Here is a 19,865-nt window from a genome sequence, read left to right on the forward strand (position 1 = left end):
GCGCGCCGGATTGCGCGCCCGCCAGCGCGGCCCCGCTCATTGCCGCACCTGCGCGTCGGCGCGGGCATCGATCTCCGCCACCACGGACAGGCCCGGGCGCAACTGGGCCAGCTTGGCGTCGTTCTCGTCGAGCATGATGCGCACCGGCACGCGCTGCACGATCTTGGTGAAGTTGCCGGTGGCGTTCTCCGGCGGCAGCACGCTGAACTGCGCGCCGGTGGCCGGCGCCAGGCTGGTCACGCGGCCGTGGAAGACCTGGCCGGGCAGCACGTCCGCCTCCACCGTGGCGCGCATGCCCGGGCGCAGGCGCGCCAGCTGGCCTTCCTTGAAGTTGGCGTCGACCCACAGGCCGTGCGTGGGCACCAGCGACAGCAACTGCGTGCCGCTGGCGGCGTAGGCGCCCACGCGCGCGCGCCGGTTGCCCACGATGCCGTCGATGGGCGCGCGCAGTTCGGTGTAGCCGACGTTCAGGCGCGCGATGTCGCGCTCGGCAACGGCCTGCGCCAGCGCGGCCTGGGCCTGCAGCTTCTGCGTGGCGATCACGTCGATCTGGCGCTGCGCGGCCAGCAGGCTGGCCTGGGCGCGCTGCGTGTTGGCCAGCGACTGCTTGTAGTCGGCATTGGCCTTCTGCGAGCTCTGCACCGACACCGCCGACTTGGCCGCCAGGCTCTGGTAGCGAGCCTGGTCGTCGCGGGTGCGCACGGTATCGGCATCCACGGCGGTCACCGCGGCGCGGGCCTGGCCGATCACGGCCTCCTGCAGCGCGCGCGTGGCGTCGAGGTTGGCCAGCAGGGCCTGCTGCGCGGCCACCGCGCCTTCGGCCTTGGCCAGCGCGGCGCGGTAGTCGCGGTCGTCGATGCGCGCCAGCAGGTCGCCGGCATGCACCTGCTGGTTGTCGGTCACCAGCACCTCGGCAAGGTAGCCGGCCACCTTGGGCGCGACCACCGTGACCTCGCCGCCGACATACGCATCGTCCGTGCTCTCCTGGAACCGGCCGTGGGTCCACCAGTGCTGGCCATAGACCGCCAGGCCGACGCCCACGGCGATCAGCGCGCCGGCCAGCGCCAGGCGCTTGCGGCCGATGCGGGGCTTCGACACAGGGATGGGATCGGAGCCGGCCCGGTCGGCGGCGATTTCACTAGTCATGACGCTTCCTCTTCGATGCGGATTCAGATGGCGCCCGCGGTCTGCGGGTCGCCGGGGATGGGGGGGCCGCCAGCGGCGGCCGCGGCGCGCGCGCCGTCCGACCGCGCCAGGCGGGCGCGCATGCGCTCGCTGGCGGCCGGTCCGGCCGCGACGAAATGGTCGGCTTCGGTGATGGGGCGCCCGTTGGCGGCATCGACCAGGACCGGGGTGACGGTGGCGCCGGTATGGCGATCCACCAGCACCACGCGCTCGCCGTCGGGCGAGAAGTGCCGGTTGCCCCATGCCAGCAGCGCCAGCATCACGGGCCGGAAATCACGGCCGCGCGGGGTCAGCAGGTATTCGGAGCGCGGCGGCTTGTCGCAGTACTGGCGACGCTCGAGCAGCCCTTCGCTCACCAGCATCTCGAGCCGGCGCGACAGCATGTTGGGCGCGATGCCCAGCTGTTTCTGGAAATCGTCGAAGCGGCGCGTGCCGTAGAACGCCTCGCGCAGGATCAGGACGCTCCACGACTCTCCCACCCGCGCCAGGCTGCGGGCGATGGGGCACGGGGCTGTATCGAGCGGCGTTTTCCGCATGTTCCCTACCTCCGAAAATCATGCTGCTATCAATATGAAAGTTAGTATAGAGTTGTCAATATCATCATGCAAGTAACTTGTGAGCGAATTTCGCGAGGCGGCGATGGCGCCGCTTGGCGGGAATGCCGGAAAGGAAACAGACAATGGATCGGACCTCGCCCCGCACCGTGCGGAAGCCAAGCCGGAAACCGGCGCGCGCGGCAAGCGCGCTCGCCGCCCTCAGCCTGGCGGCCTGCGCCGCGGTGGGGCCCGACTACCGGCAGCCCGCGCTGGAAACGACCGCCGCCTACCCCCATGCCGACGTGCTGGCCGCGCGCGCGGCCACGCTGCCCGCGCCGCCGCTGGATAGCTGGTGGACCGGTTTCGACGATCCCGCGCTGACCCGCATCGTGCAGCGCGCGCTGGACCAGAACCTGGACCTGGCCGCCTCGCTGGCGCGCGTGCAGCAGGCGCGCGCGGCGGCCGCCGAAGCCGGCGCGCAGTTGTTGCCGCAGGGCAGCCTGTCGGCGCAGGCGGTCAAGGAACGCCAGTCGCTGGGCAGCCCGGTCGGCCGGATCGCCAGCCAGTTCCCGGGCTACAACCGCAATCCCGCGCTCTATGACGTGGGCGCCGGCGCGAGCTGGGAAATCGACCTGTTCGGCGGCCTGCGGCGCGGCGCCGAAGCCGCCGATGCCGAAGCCCAGGCCGCGCAGGCCGAGCAGCTCGGCGTGCGCGTCTCGGTGGCGGCCGAGGCCGCCGACGCCTATTTCCGCGTGCGCGGCGCGCAGCAGCGCATCGCCATCGCGCAGGAACAGGTGCAGACCAACGGCAAGCTGCTCGAACTGGTGAAACTGCGCCTGAACGACGGGCTGTCGTCCAGCCGCGAAGTCGCGCAGGCCGAGGCGCTGGTGGCGCAGGCGCGCGTGACCATCCCGCCGCTGCGCATCGAGCTGCAAACCCAGCTCAACCGGCTCGACGTGCTGATGGGCGCGCAGCCCGGCACCTACGCCGCGGAACTGGGCCGGCCGGCGGCCAGTGCCAGCCTCGCCGTGCCCGCCATCTCCGTGGCCCAGGGCCCGGCCGACCTGCTGCGCCGCCGCCCCGACGTGATCGCCGCCGAGCGCCGGCTGGCCGCCAGCAACGCGCGCATCGGCGCGGCCACCGCCGAGTACTACCCCAAGCTGTCGCTGTCCGCGCTGCTCGGCTTCGAAAGCTTCAGCACCGGCAAGCTGTTCTCCGCCGCGTCGTTCCAGCCGGTGGGGGTGGCCGGCCTGCGCTGGCGCCTGTTCGATTTCGGGCGGGTGGACGCCGAAGTGGCGCAGGCGCGCGGCGCCAACGCCGAGGCGCTCGTCAACTACCGCAACGCCATGCTGCGCGCCACCGAGGACGTGGAGAACGCCGTCGTCACGCTCACCGAGCTCGAAGCGCAGGGCAAGGAGCTGGGCACCGAGATCGACGCGCACGTGCGCGCGCGCGGCGCCTCCGAGGACGCCTACAAAGGCGGCGCGGTGAGCCTGTTCGAAGTGCTCGACGAAGAGCGCCAGCTGCTGGCCGCGCGCGACCAGCAGGCGCGCGTGCATGCCGACAACGCGCGCGCGGCGGTGGCGACGTTCCGGGCGCTGGGGGGCGGCTGGTAAGTCCGTCGCACGGCAGGCGGGGGGGGGGCGGCCGGCACGCACCATCGCCGTGCACCGGGGCCGCCGGGCGCCCGCGCCGGCGCCCAACTGGTGCACGCCCGCATGACGCCGATGCCACCTTTGCGTACAAAACCTGTGCGCGCAGCTTGTATATCAGGCTGGCATACCTATTGCGTTACAGCGTGGCATGACTTTCCCCACGCCCGACCTCACCGACACCTCCGGCCTGCCGCCCGCGCTGCGCGCCGGCGATGACGACGGCCGCACCGCGTCCTCGGCCGAGATCGCCGAGCGCATCACGCAATCGATCCTGGCCCAGCGCCTGGCACCGGGCACGCGCCTGGGCGAGCAGGCGCTGGCCGGGCTGTTCGGCGTGAGCCGCACGCTGGTGCGCGAGGCGCTCACGCGGCTGGCCGCGCGTGGCATCGTCACCGTCTCGTCGCGGCGCGGCTGGTTCGTGATCGAGCCGTCCCGGCAGGAAGCCCGCCAGGCCTTCGCGGCGCGGCGCGCCATCGAGCTTGGCCTGCTGCGCTACGCGCCGCCGCTTACCGCCCAAGCCATCAGCCGCCTGCAGGAACACGTGGCGCAGGAAGAACGCGCGCTGGCGGCCGACGACGCGGCCCTGCGCAGCTACCTGCTGGGCGATTTCCATGTGTGCCTGGGCGAATGCGCAGGCAACGTGCTGCTGGCCGACACGCTGCGCGACCTGACCGCGCGCACCACGCTGATCGCCATGCGCTACCAGTCCAGCCACCAGGCCCACGCCTCGTGCGCCGACCATGCGCAGATCGTGGCGGCGCTGGCGCGCGGCGACACCGAGCAGGCCATCACGCTGATGGACGCGCACCTCGGCGACGTCGAGGCCGGCCTGAGCGCGGCCGCGCCCGACGACCCGCCCGACCCGCTGCGCCAGGCGCTGCGCCCGCTCGGGCACGGCAACTGAGCGCCCCGAACCGGTTTCCCCTTCACCCCAACCCCCAAACGGCAAGCTAGCAAGGACCTCCAATGAAGCTCTCCAGACTCCTCCTCGGCCTCGGCGCCACCGCACTCGCCTTCGCCATGCACACCGCCAGCGCCGAAGCGCTCGACGACGTCGTCAAGGCCGGCGTGCTCAAGGTCGCGGTGCCGCAGGACTTCCCGCCGTTCGGCTCGGTCAGCGCCGACATGAAGCCGCAAGGCCTGGACATCGACGTGGCCGCGCTGATCGCCAAGAAGATGGGCGTTAAGCTGGAACTGGTGCCGGTGACCAGCACCAACCGCGTGCCCTACCTGCAGACCAAGAAGGTGGACCTGGTGATCTCCAGCATGGGCAAGAACCCCGAGCGCGAGAAAGCCATCGATTTCAGCGAAGCCTATGCGCCCTTCTACAACGGCGTGTTCGGCCCCGCCGACCAGAAGGTCACCGGCGCCGCCGACCTGGCCGGCAAGACCGTGGGCGTGACGCGCGGCGCGGTGGAAGACCTGGAGCTGAGCAAGATCGCCCCGCCCACCGCCACCATCAAGCGCTACGAGGACAACAACGGCACCATCAGCGCCTTCCTCTCGGGCCAGGTGCAACTGGTGGCCACGGGCAACGTGGTGGCCGCGGCCATCCTGGCCAAGAACCCGCCCAAGAAGCCGGAGCCGAAGTTCCTGATCAAGAACTCGCCGTGCTTCATCGGCCTGAACAAGGGCGAGCCCAAGCTGCAGGCCAAGGTCAACGCCATCCTGGCCGAAGCCAAGAAAGACGGTGAGCTCAACGCGCTGACCGTGAAGTGGCTCGGCATGCCGCTGCCCTCCACGCTCTGATGCGCCGATGCACCGATGCACCGATGCGTTGGTTGATGCATTGATGCATTGATGTCCCGAAGTCCCGCCGCCCCGGACCCGCCGGGGCGGCCGGGAACGCCCGCGCTGCGCGCGCGCCTACCTACGGCACCGCATGTCCTATCAATTCGACTTTCTCTCGGCCTTCGACTATGCCGGCGTGTTCGCGCACGGCATCGCCGTCACGGCCGAACTCACCGCCGTGGGCGGCGTGCTCGGCGTGGCCCTGGGCATCGCCTGCGCCTGGGCGCGCACGCAGGGGCCGGCCTGGCTGGCGGCCATCGCCGGCGGCTATGTGGAGCTGATCCGCAATACGCCGTTCCTGATCCAGCTGTTCTTCATCTTCTTCGGCCTGCCCAGCGCCGGCGTGCACCTGGGCGAGATGACCGCCGCCATCCTGGCCATGGTGATCAACCTCGGCGCCTACAGCGCGGAAATCGTGCGCGCCGGCATCGCCGCGGTACCGCGCGGCCAGCTCGAAGCGGGCGCCAGCCTGGCGATGGCGCCTTTCCAGGTGTTCCGCCACGTGGTGCTGCTGCCCGCGCTGCGCAAGATCTGGCCGGCGCTGTCCAGCCAGGTGGTGATCGTCATGCTGGGCTCCGCGGTTTGCTCGCAGATCGCCACCGAGGACCTGACCTTTGCCGCCAACTTCGTCCAGGGCCGCAACTTCCGCGCCTTCGAGGTCTACCTGCTGACCACCGGCATCTACCTGCTGCTCGCCATCGGCCTGCGCCAGGTGCTGCGCGGCATCGGCGGACTGCTGTTCCGGAGAGCCTGATGACCGATTTTTCGACGTGGGACATCCTGCGCAACCTGCTGCTGGCCGCGCGCTGGACCGTGGTGCTGTCGCTGGTGGCCTTTATCGGCGGCGCCGCCACCGGCCTGCTGGTGCTGTTCATGCGCATCGGCCGGCGCGCGGCGCCGCGCTGCGCGGCCTGGGCCTTCATCGAAGTGTTCCAGGGCACGCCGCTGCTGATGCAGCTGTTCCTGGCTTTCTTCGGGCTGGCGCTGTTCGGCGTGGAGATTCCCGCCTGGCTGGCCGCCAGCCTGGCGCTCTCGCTGTGGTCGGGCGCCTATCTGGCCGAGATCTGGCGCGGCTGCGTGGAAGCCATTCCCAGGGGGCAGTGGGAAGCCGCGGGCTGCCTGTCGCTGGGCCACCTGCAGCAGATGCGCTACGTGATCCTGCCGCAGGCGCTGCGCATCGCCATCGCGCCCACCGTGGGCTTTGTCGTGCAGATCATCAAGGGCACCGCGCTGGCTTCGATCATCGGCTTCGTCGAGCTGTCCAAGGCCGGCACGGTGATCACCAATGCCACCTTCAGCCCCTTCACCGTCTACGCACTGGTCGCCCTGATCTACTTCGCGCTGTGCTGGCCCCTGTCCCGCTACAGCCGTCACCTGGAAAGGAAGCTCAATGTCGCTCATCGCCATTGAAAACGTCAAGAAGCGCTTCGGCGCCAACGAAGTGCTCAAGGGCATCGACCTCAAGGTCGAGGCCGGCGAAGTCATCGCCATCATCGGCAAGAGCGGTTCGGGCAAGAGCACGCTGCTACGCTGCATCAACGGCCTGGAAAGCATCGACGAAGGCAACATCACGGTGGCCGGCGCCAAGCTCGGCACCAGCGAGCTGGAACTGCGCGCGCTGCGGCGCAAGGTCGGCATGATCTTCCAGCAGTTCAACCTGTTCCCGCACCTGAGCGCCGGGCGCAACGTCATGCTGGCGCCCACCGTGGCCGCCGGCGTCGGCGAAGCCGAAGCGCGCACCCGCGCGCGCGAATGCCTGGCCAAGGTGGCGCTGGCCGAAAAGTTCGACAGCTATCCCGACCAGCTCTCCGGCGGCCAGCAGCAGCGCGTGGCCATCGCGCGGGCGCTGGCGATGCAGCCCAGGGCATTGCTGTGCGACGAGATCACCTCGGCGCTGGACCCGGAACTGGTGATGGAAGTGCTGAACGTGGTGCGCCAGCTCGCCAGCGAGGGCATGACGCTGCTGATGGTCACGCACGAGATGCGCTTCGCGCGCGAGGTGTGCAACCGCGTGGTGTTCATGCACCAGGGCCGCGTGCACGAGGTGGGCGCGCCGGAAGACCTGTTCACGAAGCCGGCCACGCCGGAGCTGCAGCAGTTCCTGGGGATGGCCGCCTGAGCGGTCCGCGTCCGGGCGATCGTGCCGCACCTGCCGCACGTGGCGCACACGTCCGGCACGGCCGCCTGGCTCCCGCTCAGACCAGCGCCGCGCTGCCCGGCTGGCCCTCGGTGATCTTCTCCATCCGCTGCGCATGGCCGAGGATCATCAGCGCCTCGTCATCCCCGCGCGCCGGGGAATCCGTCATTTCCAGCACCGGCAACTCGGGAAACAGCACCGGGATCAGCTCTTTCACGATCTTGCGTGAATCGAATGGGCCGAAGCGGTAGACGGCCTTTCCGTCGATTTCCGCGAAGTACCATCCACCAGCCAGATCAGGATAGACAATCACACTGTGATCTTGACTTTGGGCTTGCATGCACCCTCCAGCGTTACGGTTGCGACGGATCCTCCGCGGCCCGGCGGCAACGGCCGCCCGGGTCAGCCTGAGCGGCCGCGCCTTCGGGCCGGGGAATCGCATCTGTTGCCAGTGTAGGCGCCCGCCTACAAAAAATCGGTACGGTGCCGTGCACTTGCGAGCGATTCTTGTTGGCCCCGGGAGGCACGCCGGATGCGGCGGATGCGTGTCCGCCATCGTACCGACAGCATGGCGAATCGATGCCAGTCTCAGTCTGTTGGCACTGCGCGGCGAAGGACAGGATCCATCGCCACGCCGCGCCGAACGGCCGCATTTCCCGGCCGTTGACTGGATCCCTGACCGGATCCGCATCGAGGTAGCCCAAGTGAAAACCATCCATTCCATCCGACTCGCGGCCAGCGCTGCCTGCATCGCGCTCGCCACCCTCTACGCGCCGCTGAGCCACGGGGCCGCCGGCAGCACGGACGCGTCGCTCTCCAACCCCAACCCCACGCATGAGACGGTGGGCGAAGGCGTCAGCGACACCACCATCACCACCAAGATCAAGGCAAGCCTGCTCGAACAGAAGCACCTGAGTTCCACCCGGGTCCACGTGCGGACCCGCGAAGGCGTGGTGCGCCTGACCGGCAGCGTCCCGTCGGCGACACAAAAGCAGACGGCGGCGGACATCGCCAGCGCCACCGACGGCGTCAGGTCGGTGGAGAACCATCTGGCCGTGCGCAAGCTGTGATGCGCCGGCGGCACAACCGCAACCCTGGAGCAAGGCCATGAACCCGAACGAACTCGATCGCAACAGCGGCGGCCCGCGCGCCGCCATCGTCGGCACCAACGACCCGGACAACCCCGGCCCGGGGCCCTTCGTGATGGCGGCCGACACACTGGAAGGCAATGCCGTGGTCGGCCCCGGCGGCGACAAGCTCGGCACGGTCGACCACATCATGCTGGACGTGGGCGGCGGGCGCATTGCCTATGCCGTGGTGTCGTTCGGCGGCTTCCTCGGCATGGGCAGCAAGCTGTTCGCCGTGCCGTGGTCCGCGCTGACCCTCGATACCCAGCGCAAGAGCTTCGTGCTCGGCATCGACAGAGCCATGCTCGAGGCCGCGCCCGGCTTCGACAAGGACCACTGGCCCAGCATGGCCGATCCGCAATGGGGCACCACCATCCATGAGTACTACGGTGCCTCGCCGTACTGGAAGGACTACCGCTACGAGCGCGAAGCGCAGCCCTGACGGCCGCACCGGCACCGCTTCGTTTCCGATCCGGTGAAAGCACGCTTGCTGCGAGGTGAAAACATGCGCACCGTACTGTATTTCCGGCTTCGCGACGCCGTCGGCGCGGCGAAGATCCAATCGGCGCTGGCCGAGCTTCCCGCTTCCACCGTGCGCATCAAGGGCCCGTGGTTCATCCAGCGTGACGGCCACGCGGTCGAAGGACTGCGCAATGCCGCCGCCGCCCAGACCACTTACCGGCGCGAATGGGAAATCGCCGGCATCCTGCCCGGCGCCGCGCTGGCGGTCTATGCGACGCTGGCCCTGGGCACCTCGGCCGGCACCTTCGCTAGCGTGCTGGCCTGCGTCGCGGCCAGCGCGATCGGCGGCCTGGCGGGCGCGTGGCTGGGCCGGTGGCTCGGCGGGTCGATCCCGCGCGGCGCGGTCGCCCGGCAACGGGCCAGCCTCGCGCCCGGCGAAATGCTGCTGGTCGCCAGTTGCGCCCGCGGGACGAAGGAGTCCGTGAAGCTGGTGGTCAACGCCCTGGGCGGCGAGAGCGTCGAAGAACGCAACGAGGTGCTGCCGGACTTCCGCCGGGCATGAGCCGCCGCCAGCGCGGAGCGCCCGCCTTTGCGTGGACGCTCCGCGGGCGCGTTGTTCGCGGGCGCGTTACTTGCCGACCTGGTTGCCGACAATGCCGCCGACCGCGGCGCCGCCCACCGTGCCCAGCGCGCTGCCGCCGGTCAGCACCGCGCCGGCCACGCCGCCGATCCCCGCTCCCGCCACGGTATCCGTATCGCGCCGGGACATGCCGCTGCATCCGAGCACACCCACCACCGTGACGGCGATGGACACGCGCAGAAGGATGACACCGATATTGTTGCTGTTCATTTTGATACCTCGATTTACTGATGTCCGCCCCGGCCGGAGGCCCAGGTTGGAAGCGGCAATGCAGACCGCCATCGCCAGCCTGCCCTGAGGCTAGCCCGGCAGCGCCCGCGCGTCGGTCCGGCAGCGTACGCGCTGCGCCGCGCGCCGGGCTTGATGCCGGCGCCTGTCCAATAGCGTACCGACGCCGCGCTCGCGCCGGCGCAATGATGGCTCGTCGCGATGATGACGCTCCGCAATGAAACGCCTCCGCCCTGCCCTGGCAGCCCGCATGGCCGCTGTGGTCCGATGGCCCGCCGGGCCGCTCATCCACGCGCCGCTGGTGTCGACCGGAGAATGACATGCGAACTTATCGCTGGCTTTGTATCGTGGCGTTTTCACTCGTGCAGATGGGGTGCCTGTGGGTGCCCGGCGGATACGGAGGCGATGGCCGCGATGGCCGCGATGGCGGCTATCGCCACGGACGGGACGAACGCTATGAGGGCCGCCCGGACGGCTCCGCCTTCCGCCCGGGCGACCGCGAGCGGGTCAACGCGACCGAGCGCGTCGGCGACGGCGGGATGCGGGAATCCGGGTTGCGCAACGGATGGATGCAGTAGGCCGCAAGGCAACCGGCCACGGACGACGGCACGGCTTGCACCCTCATGCCGCGGACGGCGCAATGCATAGCAGCAGTTCGTGCCTGCCGCCATCGAGCGGCACGCGCGCGCCGCCGCCTTCCAGGGCAACCGGCAACCCGTCGAGACGCGCATCCGGCGTGCCGGCCGTGGCCTGGACGCGGATCGCGTAATGGCCGGCGCCCAGCCTGACGTTGGCCTCGAACCCCGGCCACGCGGTCGGCAGCGCCGGGGCAACGACCAGCCAGGCTCCTTCGCGGCGAAGGCCGAGGATGCCCTCCACGCCGGCGCGGTACATCCATCCCGCCGCGCCGGTGTACCACGTCCAGCCGCCGCGCCCGACGTGGGGCGCCACCGAATAGACGTCGGCCGCCACCACATACGGCTCCACCTTGTAGCGCGCCGCGGCGGCGGCCGTGCTCGCGTGGTTGACCGGGTTGAGCATCGAGAACAGCTCGGCGGCCTTGGTGCCCGCGCCCAGCCGGGCGAACGCCAGGATCGACCACATCGCCGCATGGCTGTACTGGCCGCCGTTCTCGCGCACGCCGGGCGGATAGGCGCGGATGTAGCCGGGGTCCGGCCCCGCGCCGTCGAAGGCGGGCGAGAACAACAGCGCCAGGCCATCCTGGCGGCGCCACAGGCGCTGCTCCATCGCGGCCATCGCCAGCGCCGCGCGGGCGGGATCGCCCACGCCCGACAGCACCGCCCACGACTGCGCGATGGCATCGATCTGGCACGCGGCGCTGGCCTTCGAGCCTAGCCAGCTGCCATCGTCGAAGGTGGCGCGGCGGTACCAGTCGCCGTCCCAGCCATCCCGCTCCAGCGCTTCGCCCAGCACGGCGGCATGGGCGCGCCAGTGCGCGGCACGGCCGGCGTCGCGCGCGTCGGCATGCGGCGCGAACAGCGCCAGCGTGCGCGCCAGCAGCCAGCCCAGCCATACGCTCTCGCCCTTGCCGGCCGCGCCCACCCGGTTCATGCCGTCGTTCCAGTCGCCGCCGCCGATCAGCGGCAGCCCCTGCGCGCCGGTGAGCGCCAGGCAGCGGTCGATGCCGCGCGCGCAATGCTCGAACAGCGACGCCGATACCGTCCCGGCCATCGGCTGGAAGAAGGCATCGTGCTCGCCGGCCTGCAACACCGGGCCATCCAGGAACGGCACGGGCTCGTCGAGCACGGCCGCGTCGCCCGAGGCGGCGATGTAGGTCGCCGCCGCGAAAGCGAGCCAGACGCAGTCGTCTGAGATGCGGGTGCGCACGCCCTGCCCGCTGTGCGGCAGCCACCAGTGCTGGACGTCGCCCTCGGCGAACTGCCGCGCGGCCGCGCGCAGCAGATGGGCGCGCGTGGTGGCCGGGCTGGCGAAAGTGAGCGCCATGGTGTCCTGCAACTGATCGCGGAAGCCGTAGGCGCCGCTGGCCTGGTAGAACGCCGAGCGTGCCCAGATACGGCAGGCCAGCGTCTGGTAGAGCAGCCAGCCGTTGAGCATGATGTCCATCGCGCGGTCCGGCGTGCGGACCTGCACCGCGCCGAGCAGGCTGTCCCAGTGCGCCGTCACGGCGGCCAGCACGGCGTCGAGATCGGCGGCGCGATAGCGTGCGACCAGCGCGCTGGCTTCGCCCGCCGAGCCGCACTGCCCCAGCAGCGCGACGATTTCCACGCTCTCGCCGGGAGCCAGTTCCACGAAGCACTGCAAGGCCGCGCAGGGATCGCGCCCCGCGCCCACGGCGCCGGACAGCGGCGCCGTGCCGAGCAGCGCCGCCGGCGCGGCGGCCGCGCCGTTGCGGCCGAGGAACTCGGTGCGGTCGGCGGTCCACGCCACCTGCCTGCCGCCGAGATCGGCAAAGGCGACCCGCCCCGGGAACGCGGTGCTCCACGGATTGCGCGCCAGCATGGCGCCGGTGGCGCCGTCGAGCGCGGTGGCAATGAACGGCGCCGAGGCGCCGCGGGCGGTGCCGAGCACCCACTCGGCGAACGCCGTGACCGACAGGCGGCGGCGCCTGGCCGACAGGTTGCGCAGCGTCAGGCGCGAGATCTTGAGCGGATCGTCCAGCGGCACGTATTGCAGCAACTGTGCCGCGATGCCGTTGGCCTCATGCGCGAAGCGGCTGTAGCCGTGGCCGTGGCGCGCCGTGTAGGCGCCGCCGTCGCGCACCGGCTGGGCGGTGGGCGTCCACAGGTCGAGCGTGTCTTCGTCGCGGATGTAGATCGCCTCGCCGGGCGGGTCCAGCACCGGGTCGTTGGACCACGGCGTCAACTGGTTCTCGCGGCTGTTCTCCGCCCAGGTGTAGCCGCTGCCTTGCGCGGACACCTGGAAGCCGAACGCCGGGTTGGCGATCACGTTGAGCCACGGCGCCGGCGTCGACGCCTCTCCCGCCAGTTCGATCACATATTCCCGCCCGTCCTTGTCGAAGCCGCCCAGCCCGTTGAAGAACTCCAGCGAGGCCGGGTCCCATGCCGGCGCATGCGGCGCCGGCACGGCGTGGGCCGGCGGGAACGCCAGCCGGGACAGCCAGGTCGGGCGTTCGGGCGCCGCGCGGACCGGCGCCTCGGGCAAGCGGGCGATCTGTTCGGCGATGGCGCCGCGGCGCGCGACCAGCGCGACGCGCGCCACCGACTGCAGCAGCGCGCGCTCCTCGACCCGCATCAGGTCCGCGCGCAGCGTATGGACCGCCCCCTGGCCCAGCCCGTCGCCCAGGCGCGGCCGCGACTGGCTGCTGCGCACCGCGGTGTCGATGGCGGCCTGCAGGTCCTGCGCGTAGGAGGAAGCGCGTTCGTTGACGATGACGAGGTCCACGCCCAGGCGCTTGAGGCGCCAGTATTCGTGCGCGCGCAGCAACTGGCGCACCTGCGCCATGTCTTCGACGTCGTCGATGCGCAGCAGCACGATGGGCAGGTCGCCGGAGATCGCGTGCGGCCACAGGCCGGACTGCGGGCCCGCGCCGCGCAGGATGGTCTCCGGCGGGCTGCGAAAGCGCGCGTCGGCGTACAGGATCGGCGCGGCCAGGCGCTGGAAGTCCGCCGCCTCGCCGGCCTTGGCGTCGAGATAGCGCAGCTGGACCTGGGCCTGCGTCCACGCCAGGGTCTTGGCGCGCTCGAAGGCGCTGCGGTCGTGATGCTTGTCGATCAGCACCATCAGCTCGGCCCGCGAAGGCGCCACCAGCGTCCAGAAGGCGACCCGGGCCACGCCGCCCGGCGCCACCCGCACCCGCTGGCGCAGCGAAAAGACCGCGTCGAGGACGATGCCGGTGGTATCCGACAGCGGCTGCGCGAGCCGCGCGCCGCCGGCCGCGCGCGGCGCCAGGCCGGCGCCCAGGAAGCGCGCGCGGTCGGTCTCGTGCTGGAGATCCGCGACCACGTCGCCCTCGGCCACGGTGAAGTGCGCGGCCCATATGCCCGGCTCGCCGTCGGTGCGCGGGCGGCGCGTGGCAATCAGCGCGCCGAATTCGGCCAGATACTCGGTCTCGACGAACAGCTTGGAGAACGCGGGATGCGCGTCGTCGGCGGCCGGCGTGGCCAGCGCCAGCTCCGCGTAGGAGGTCAGTTCGATCTCGCGCGGGCGGCGGCCGCTGTTGGCCAGCGACACGCGCCGCACTTCGCCGTCGTCCTCGCCGGAGACCAGCACGTCGAGCGTGGTGAGCAGGCTGCCGTCGCGGCGGATGAATTCGGCGTGGTCCTCGGCGAAGATCACGTCGCTGCCGGCGTCCTCTTCGTCCGCCTCGCCTTGCCCGGGCTGGGGGCCGGCAGACCAGACCCTGCCGCCCTGCGTGTCGCGCAGGAAAATGAAGGAGCCGGCGTCGTCGCGCGTGGCATCCTCGCGCCACCGCGTCACGGCCAGGTCGCGCCAGCGGCTGTAGCCCGCGCCGGCGGTGGTCAGCATCACGGCGTAGCGGCCGTTGGAGAGCAGATGCGTGACGACGGCGCCCGCGGCGGTGCCCGCTGTGGTGCCCGCGGCGGCCCCCGGATACCGGCGCACGGTGGAATCCTCGTGGCCCGCCTCGGCCCGGGACGCCTTCACTTCCTCGGCGCGCGGATGGGAGATGGCGACGTTGCGCGGCATGCGCTCCTGCAGCAACAGTTCGGTGGCCTGGATCATCGGCTCGCGGTGAAAACGCTCGCGCATCTGCCCCGCGTGCAGCGTGTTGGCGATGGCGACGATGGTCATGCCTTGGTGATGCGCCATGTAGCTGCGGACGATGGCGAAGTCCTCGTCTTCCGGCAGGCGGGAGCGCGTGAAATCGAGCGCCTCGTAGAAGCCATGGCGGCCCTTGGCGCCCATGCCGGCCAGCCGCACGTAATTGCGCTGGGCCGCCTGCGGATCGACCATCGCGGCCAGCGCGGTGGCATAGGGCGCGATCACCACGTTGTCCGACAGGCCGCGCTTGAGGCCGAGCCCCGGCACGCCGAAGTTGGAGTACTGATAGGTGAACTCCATGTCGCGCGCGTTGTAGGCGGACTCGGACACGCCCCACGGCACGCCCAGCGAGCGCCCGTAGGCCTGCTGGCGCTCCACCACCAGCCGGTTGGTCTGCTCCAGCAGGCTGCCGCCCGGCGCGCGCATCACCAGCGACGGCATCAGGTACTCGAACATGGACCCCGACCACGAGATCAGCGCCGAGCCGTTGCCCAGCGGCGTGGCCGTGCGGCCCAGGTGGAACCAGTGGCGCGTGGCCACGTCGCCCTTGGCGATGGCGAACAGGCTGGCCAGCCGCGCCTCCGAGGCCAGCAGGTCGTAGCAGTTCACATCGAGGCGGTTGTCCTCCTGCGAATAGCCGATCGACAGCAGCTTGCGCTCGCGGTCGAACAGGAAGCAGAAGTCCATCGCCAGCGCCATCTCGCGCGCCTCGGCCGCCAGCGCGTGCACGCGGGCCGCGAACGCCGCGGGCGCGGCGGCGATCTGCAGCCGGTCCTGCTCGTGGCCGGCCATGGTGCTGCGCAGCGCCTCGACCCAGAACGCCAGGTCGGCCAGGGTGTCGTCGCCGGCGGCGGGCAGGATCTCGCGGGCCGTCATGGCGGCTTTCTCCGTCAGCCGCCGGAGCGTGGGCGAGAGCGTGGCCATCGGCTCGGTGCCGGCCAGGCGCGCCTCGATGTCTTCGATCAGGCCGCCCAGGATGCCGCCGCGCTCGCCGCCCGGGGTGGCCAGGCTGGCGAGCGCCTCGCGCGCGAGCCTGGCGGTGTCCGCCATGCCGGGGCGCAAGTCCGGCGCCGCGGCGGCATCGGTCCATTCCTCGCAGGCATTGGCCAGCACGATCAGGTGGCCGGCGAGGTTGCCGCTGTCCACCGACGACACATAGGCGGGCGTGAGCGCGCGCAGGTCCTGCGTGTCGTACCAGTTGTAGAAATGCCCGCGCAGGCGCGGCAGCTTGCGCATGGACGCAAAGGCCGCTTCCAGGCGCTCGACCGTCGCCACCGTGGCGCTCCAGCCGAAATCGCGCGCGGCAACGGCGGAGAGCAGGTAGAGGCCGATATTGGTGGGCGAGGTCCGGTGCGCCACCACGGGCCGCGGCCTCTCCTGGAAGTTGTCGGGCGGCAGCATGTTGTCGGCCGGCGTGACGAAGGTCTCGAAATAGCGCCAGGTGCGGCGCGCGGTCAGGCGCAGGTCGCGCGCGTCCGGCTCGGACGGCAGCAGGCGCCGCGCCACCGTGGGCGAACGGCTGACGCCCAGCGCCAGCGCCGGCGCCAGCAGCCACAGCAGCCCGAACGGCAGCGCCAGCGGCCAGGACGGCTGCGCCACCGCCAGCGCGCCTGCCATCATGGCCACCGCCAGCACCACCCCGCCCGCCATCTTCAGGTAGAAACCGGCAAGATCCAGGCGCGGGCTGCTCATCGACTGCGCGGCCGTGGTCCACTCCAGCAGATGGCGCCGCGTGAAGCGCAGGCGTACCAGCGTGCGCGCGATGGCGTCGCCCATGCGCCAGGCCTGGTCCGGCAGGAAGGCGATGGTGAGCAGCACCTGCGTGGCCGCGACCTGCAGGTCCCGCGCCAGCATCCGCACGTGGTTGCGCATCTGGATGCCCGCGCGATGCGGCACCAGCGAAAACAGGCCGGGAAAGAACGCCGGGAACGCAATCGCGGCGAGCAGCATCAGCGTGGCCCACAGCCCGGCCGCCAGCGGCAGCAGCCAGCATGCGCCCAGGGCCAGCAGCAGCACCGGCGCGAGCAGCGCGCGCCGCAGGTTGTCGAGCATCTTCCAGCGGCCCAGCATCGGCACCGCCTCGCTGCCGGCGCGGCCCTTGAAGATCCAGCCCAGCAGTTGCCAGTCGCCGCGCGTCCAGCGGTGCTGGCGCTTGGCGGCGACGTCGTAGCGCGACGGGAAATCCTCGACCACCTCGACATCCGAGGCCAGCCCGGCGCGCGCGAACACGCCTTCGAACAGATCGTGGCTGAGCACCGCGTTCTCCGGGATGCGGTCGTGCAGCGCGCGCTCGAAGGCGTCGACGTCGTAGATGCCCTTGCCGGTGTAGGAACCCTCGCCGAACAGGTCCTGGTAGACGTCGGACGCGGCGGCCGCGTAGGGATCGATGCCGCCGGGCGCCGAGAAGATGCGCTGGAACACCGATCCCTCGCTGCCCACCGGCAGCGAGGGCGTCACGCGTGGCTGCAGCACGGCGTAGCCGCCCACCACCCGCCGCAGCTGCGCGTCGAAGCGCGGCCGGTTCAGCGGGTGGGCCATCTTGCCGATCAGCCGCAGCGCCGCGTCGCGCGGCAGGCGCGTGTCGGCGTCGAGCGTGATGACGTAGCGCACGCCGGCGGGCACTTGCGGCGGCCCGCCGTCGGCGCCGACGTAGCTGGTGTCGGTGGCGCCGCGCAGCAGCCGGTTGAGTTCGTGCAGCTTGCCGCGCTTGCGCTCCCAGCCCATCCAGGTGCGTTCGCTGGCATTGAAGAGGCGGCGCCGGTGCAGCAGCAGGAAGCGCTCGCCCGCGGGCCCCGGCCCGTGGCGGCGGTTCAGCTCGCCGATGGCGTCCGCGGCCACGGCCAGCAGCGCGGCATCGGCCGCCACCGCTTCCTGGTCCGCGTCGGCGCCGTCGGTCAGCAGGGCGAAGGTCAGGTCGCCGCCGGCACCGGCCAGGTGGTGCACCTCCAGGCGCTCGATCTGCTCGCGCAGGCTCGCCTCGCTGGCCAGCAGCGTGGGCACGGCGACCAGCGTGCGCAGCGAGGACGGCACGCCGGCGGTCAGCTCCAGCCCGGGCAGCAAGGACGCGCCGAAGCTCCAGGCCATCGCGCGGTTGACCAGCGTGGTGGCCACCTCGCTCGCGGGCACGAAGCCGAGGGCGCCGAGCAGCGCCAGCCAGCCGCCGGCGAGCACGGGTTCCGACACCGCGGCCAGCACCCACAGGAAAGCGGCGAGCACGGCAAGGGTGGTCAGCAGGATCGCGCCCACGTAGCCGCCGATGCCGAGGGCAATGTTGAGGCGGCTGAAACGCAGCCGCGCGGGCGGGCGGAAGCCGATGGCCCGCTCGAGGGCGAGCCGCCCCTCCGCGATCAGGTGATAACCCGGGTCGCCGGTGCGTTCGGCCTGCGCCGCGCTGTGCGCGCTGGCGGCCGCGGCGCGCGCGGCCGCCAGCGCGGCGTCGGCGATTTCGAGCTCCGGCAGCGGCGAGCCGCGCGCCAGTTGCTCGATGGCGCTGCGGTAGAGATTGCGCGTGGCGAAGTCCATCGCCGCGAACGCGCTGCCGTCGCGCAGCCGCCGGTCGACCAGGCTCACGCTTTCGAACAGCTCGGCCCAGTCGATGTCCGAAATCAGCCGCATGCTGGTAATGACATTGCGCACGGTGACGTTGGCCGCGCCCTGGCGCTGCTGCGCGTGCCGCACCACGTCGTCGATCGACACGCCCTGCAGGCTTAGCCGCCGCTCCAGCCAGCCCAGCGTGGGCGTGGTGCGCGGGTCCTGGTCCCGCAGCCGCTTGGCGAGCTGCGCGGCGAACAGCTCCGACAGCGGCGACGCCGAGCGCGAGGCGATGTCGATGTCGAGCGCGGAACCGGCGCAGCCCGACACCAGCAGCCGCTTCGACAGTTCGTCGGCGTCGGCGCGCGCGGCGCGCCCGGTGGTGATCTGCTCGGCCAGCCGGCGCAGGTTTTCCACCAGCACGATGCGCAGGGTAATGGCGACCGCCCACAATTCGCCGATGGTCAGGGGCTGGACACGCTGATAGGCGGCAATGAAGCGGCGCAGCATGTCCGGGTCGATATGGCTGTCGGTATGGGCCACGAAGGCCCATGCCAGCCCGAATATCCTGGGGTAGCCGGCGAACGGCCCCGCGCTCAGCTTGGGCAGCTGGCGGTAATAGCCGGGAGGCAGGTCGTCGCGGATCTCGCGGATCTGCGCTTCCACCAGATGGTAGTTGTCGAGCAGCCATTCGGCCGCGGGCTCCACGCCCCTGCCGCTTTCCAGCTCGGCCGCGCTGGCGCGGTAGGCTGCCAGCAGCACCTCGGCATTGTCATTGAGGCGGCTGCGCAAGGTCGGCACGCGCGGCGGCCGCGGCGTGACCGGCTGGGCCGCGGCGAGGCTTTGCGCATGCTGCTCCAGCCGTTCGGTGCCGAACAACTCCTCGCGTATGGGCGCGGCGTTGGTCCATGGTGATGCTGGTGAGGAAGAGTCGAACGTACGGAGCAGTGCTGAATACATGAACACCTTTGAATTGGGCTGCCGCGCGCTTGCCGCGCGCGCTTGCCGCATTTACGGCTGCTTGCGCTGTTGTTCCTTCGCGTCTCCGTAGGAAGCCTGCGCCTGGCCGACGACCTGTTCGGCCTTGCCCTTGAGCTCGGTGGTCTTCCGGCCCGTGGTCTTGCCGAACATTTCCCGCAGCTTGCCCTTCGCCTTTTCGAGACGGCCCTTCACCTGGCTTTCGTTCATGACAATCGCTCCTTGAAGAAGGCGGCTGGCCGGCTGGCCAGCCGCACGCCGGGCGCCGCGCGCGGCGACGCCGGCCTGTGTACCGACGCCCCGGCGGGCCTAGAAGCGGCCTGTCAGCACCAGCACGAGCACCACGATCAGCAGCACGCCCAGCACGCCGCTGGGCATGTAGCCCCACGAGCGGCTGTGCGGCCACGTCGGCATGGCGCCGAGCAGGACCAGCACGAGCACGACCAGCAATACGGTTCCTAACATGGAACACCCCTTTCCCCGACTCCGCGTTTTTGGCCAGGCCACCGCTGCGCTGCGCCAGCGGGCCGGAATCATCGAGCCCGATGCGTAGCCGGCCGCGTTACCTTGGAACCGGCCTGACCGTTGCCGCCACCTTGCCATCTGGCGGGGAGAATGTCGGTACGCTGACGGACAATGACGCCGGCGGGAATGCAGCGCGCAAGGCCATGCGGAAAAAAATACAAAGGCCCACGCCACAACACGGGCACCATGACTCACAATGGGAGCACCGATGCCGGTCAGACGACGCGCATCGATCCGCAGGCGGCGCGGTGCGGACAGGGTCTGGAACGGGTGCGAGGAACGGGTGCGAGAAACGGGGACTGAAGAACGCTTCGGTGAACAGTCCGGCCACAGCATGGCGGCGGGACA

General features: G+C 71.0%; 17 protein-coding genes. 10 read left to right on the plus strand and 7 right to left on the minus strand.

Going from position 1 to position 19,865, the window contains the following annotated elements; all coding sequences use genetic code 11:
- Nucleotides 1–36 precede the first annotated feature (36 nt).
- Entirely contained in the window at nucleotides 37–1,146 is a 1,110-nt protein-coding gene (locus ACKI2N_RS29810) for an HlyD family secretion protein (protein ID WP_420992461.1), read from the minus strand.
- Nucleotides 1,147–1,169: 23 nt separating this feature from the next.
- Complete coding sequence (locus tag ACKI2N_RS29815; protein ID WP_420992460.1) at nucleotides 1,170–1,721, minus strand: winged helix-turn-helix transcriptional regulator; 552 nt, start codon at nucleotides 1,719–1,721, stop codon at nucleotides 1,170–1,172.
- Nucleotides 1,722–1,864: 143 nt separating this feature from the next.
- On the opposite strand from ACKI2N_RS29815, the gene ACKI2N_RS29820 reads away from it, so the two are divergent.
- The 6 genes from ACKI2N_RS29820 to ACKI2N_RS29845 all read left to right on the plus strand — a co-directional run bounded on the left by ACKI2N_RS29820 (nucleotide 1,865) and on the right by ACKI2N_RS29845 (nucleotide 7,286).
- Nucleotides 1,865–3,337, plus strand: a complete 1,473-nt coding sequence (locus tag ACKI2N_RS29820) for an efflux transporter outer membrane subunit (RefSeq protein WP_420992459.1) — start codon at nucleotides 1,865–1,867, stop codon at nucleotides 3,335–3,337.
- A gap of 187 nt (nucleotides 3,338–3,524) precedes the next feature.
- Complete coding sequence (locus ACKI2N_RS29825) at nucleotides 3,525–4,280, plus strand: GntR family transcriptional regulator (RefSeq protein ID WP_420992458.1); 756 nt, start codon at nucleotides 3,525–3,527, stop codon at nucleotides 4,278–4,280.
- A 62-nt stretch (nucleotides 4,281–4,342) separates the two neighbouring features.
- Nucleotides 4,343–5,125: a transporter substrate-binding domain-containing protein gene (locus ACKI2N_RS29830; protein WP_420992457.1), complete on the plus strand. Its 783-nt coding sequence runs from the start codon at nucleotides 4,343–4,345 to the stop codon at nucleotides 5,123–5,125.
- 133 nt (nucleotides 5,126–5,258) lie between these two features.
- Nucleotides 5,259–5,921, plus strand: a complete 663-nt coding sequence (locus ACKI2N_RS29835; RefSeq protein WP_420992456.1) for an amino acid ABC transporter permease — start codon at nucleotides 5,259–5,261, stop codon at nucleotides 5,919–5,921.
- Nucleotides 5,921–6,577, plus strand: a complete 657-nt coding sequence (locus tag ACKI2N_RS29840) for an amino acid ABC transporter permease (protein WP_420992455.1) — start codon at nucleotides 5,921–5,923, stop codon at nucleotides 6,575–6,577. The genes ACKI2N_RS29835 and ACKI2N_RS29840 overlap by 1 nt, the downstream gene beginning before the upstream one ends.
- Nucleotides 6,558–7,286, plus strand: coding sequence for an amino acid ABC transporter ATP-binding protein (locus tag ACKI2N_RS29845; RefSeq protein WP_420992454.1), 729 nt, complete (start codon nucleotides 6,558–6,560; stop codon nucleotides 7,284–7,286). Before ACKI2N_RS29840 ends, ACKI2N_RS29845 begins: the two co-directional genes overlap by 20 nt.
- 76 nt (nucleotides 7,287–7,362) lie before the next feature.
- On the opposite strand, the gene ACKI2N_RS29850 is transcribed toward ACKI2N_RS29845, so the two are convergent.
- Entirely contained in the window at nucleotides 7,363–7,644 is a 282-nt protein-coding gene (locus ACKI2N_RS29850) for a hypothetical protein (RefSeq protein WP_420992453.1), read from the minus strand.
- 364 nt (nucleotides 7,645–8,008) lie between these two features.
- Between ACKI2N_RS29850 and ACKI2N_RS29855 the strand changes: the two genes are divergently transcribed.
- The 3 genes from ACKI2N_RS29855 (at nucleotide 8,009) to ACKI2N_RS29865 (ending at nucleotide 9,455) form a co-directional block, all read left to right on the plus strand.
- The gene (locus tag ACKI2N_RS29855) at nucleotides 8,009–8,374 is read left to right on the plus strand and encodes a BON domain-containing protein (protein ID WP_420992452.1); all 366 of its coding nucleotides are present in this window, start codon (nucleotides 8,009–8,011) and stop codon (nucleotides 8,372–8,374) included.
- A gap of 37 nt (nucleotides 8,375–8,411) precedes the next feature.
- The gene (locus tag ACKI2N_RS29860) at nucleotides 8,412–8,873 is read left to right on the plus strand and encodes a PRC-barrel domain-containing protein (RefSeq protein WP_420992451.1); all 462 of its coding nucleotides are present in this window, start codon (nucleotides 8,412–8,414) and stop codon (nucleotides 8,871–8,873) included.
- A 63-nt stretch (nucleotides 8,874–8,936) separates the two neighbouring features.
- Entirely contained in the window at nucleotides 8,937–9,455 is a 519-nt protein-coding gene (locus ACKI2N_RS29865; protein WP_420992450.1) for a hypothetical protein, read from the plus strand.
- Between the two features lie 66 nt (nucleotides 9,456–9,521).
- On the opposite strand, the gene ACKI2N_RS29870 is transcribed toward ACKI2N_RS29865, so the two are convergent.
- Entirely contained in the window at nucleotides 9,522–9,743 is a 222-nt protein-coding gene (locus tag ACKI2N_RS29870) for a glycine zipper 2TM domain-containing protein (RefSeq protein ID WP_420992449.1), read from the minus strand.
- 338 nt (nucleotides 9,744–10,081) lie between these two features.
- Between ACKI2N_RS29870 and ACKI2N_RS29875 the strand changes: the two genes are divergently transcribed.
- A complete protein-coding gene (locus ACKI2N_RS29875) occupies nucleotides 10,082–10,339 on the plus strand; it encodes a hypothetical protein (protein WP_420992448.1) in 258 nt (85 codons plus the stop codon).
- Nucleotides 10,340–10,382: 43 nt separating this feature from the next.
- Here ACKI2N_RS29875 and ACKI2N_RS29880 read toward each other — a convergent pair whose 3' ends face one another.
- The 3 genes from ACKI2N_RS29880 to ACKI2N_RS29890 all read right to left on the minus strand — a co-directional run bounded on the left by ACKI2N_RS29880 (nucleotide 10,383) and on the right by ACKI2N_RS29890 (nucleotide 19,457).
- A complete protein-coding gene (locus ACKI2N_RS29880) occupies nucleotides 10,383–18,974 on the minus strand; it encodes a GH36-type glycosyl hydrolase domain-containing protein (RefSeq protein WP_426990865.1) in 8,592 nt (2,863 codons plus the stop codon).
- Between the two features lie 51 nt (nucleotides 18,975–19,025).
- Nucleotides 19,026–19,202, minus strand: a complete 177-nt coding sequence (locus tag ACKI2N_RS29885; protein ID WP_420992446.1) for a CsbD family protein — start codon at nucleotides 19,200–19,202, stop codon at nucleotides 19,026–19,028.
- A 99-nt stretch (nucleotides 19,203–19,301) separates the two neighbouring features.
- Nucleotides 19,302–19,457, minus strand: coding sequence for a DUF3309 family protein (locus ACKI2N_RS29890; RefSeq protein ID WP_420992445.1), 156 nt, complete (start codon nucleotides 19,455–19,457; stop codon nucleotides 19,302–19,304).
- Nucleotides 19,458–19,865 lie beyond the last annotated feature (408 nt).

The organism is Cupriavidus sp. 30B13, assembly GCF_049059565.2.
Classification (GTDB): Bacteria; Pseudomonadota; Gammaproteobacteria; order Burkholderiales; family Burkholderiaceae; genus Cupriavidus.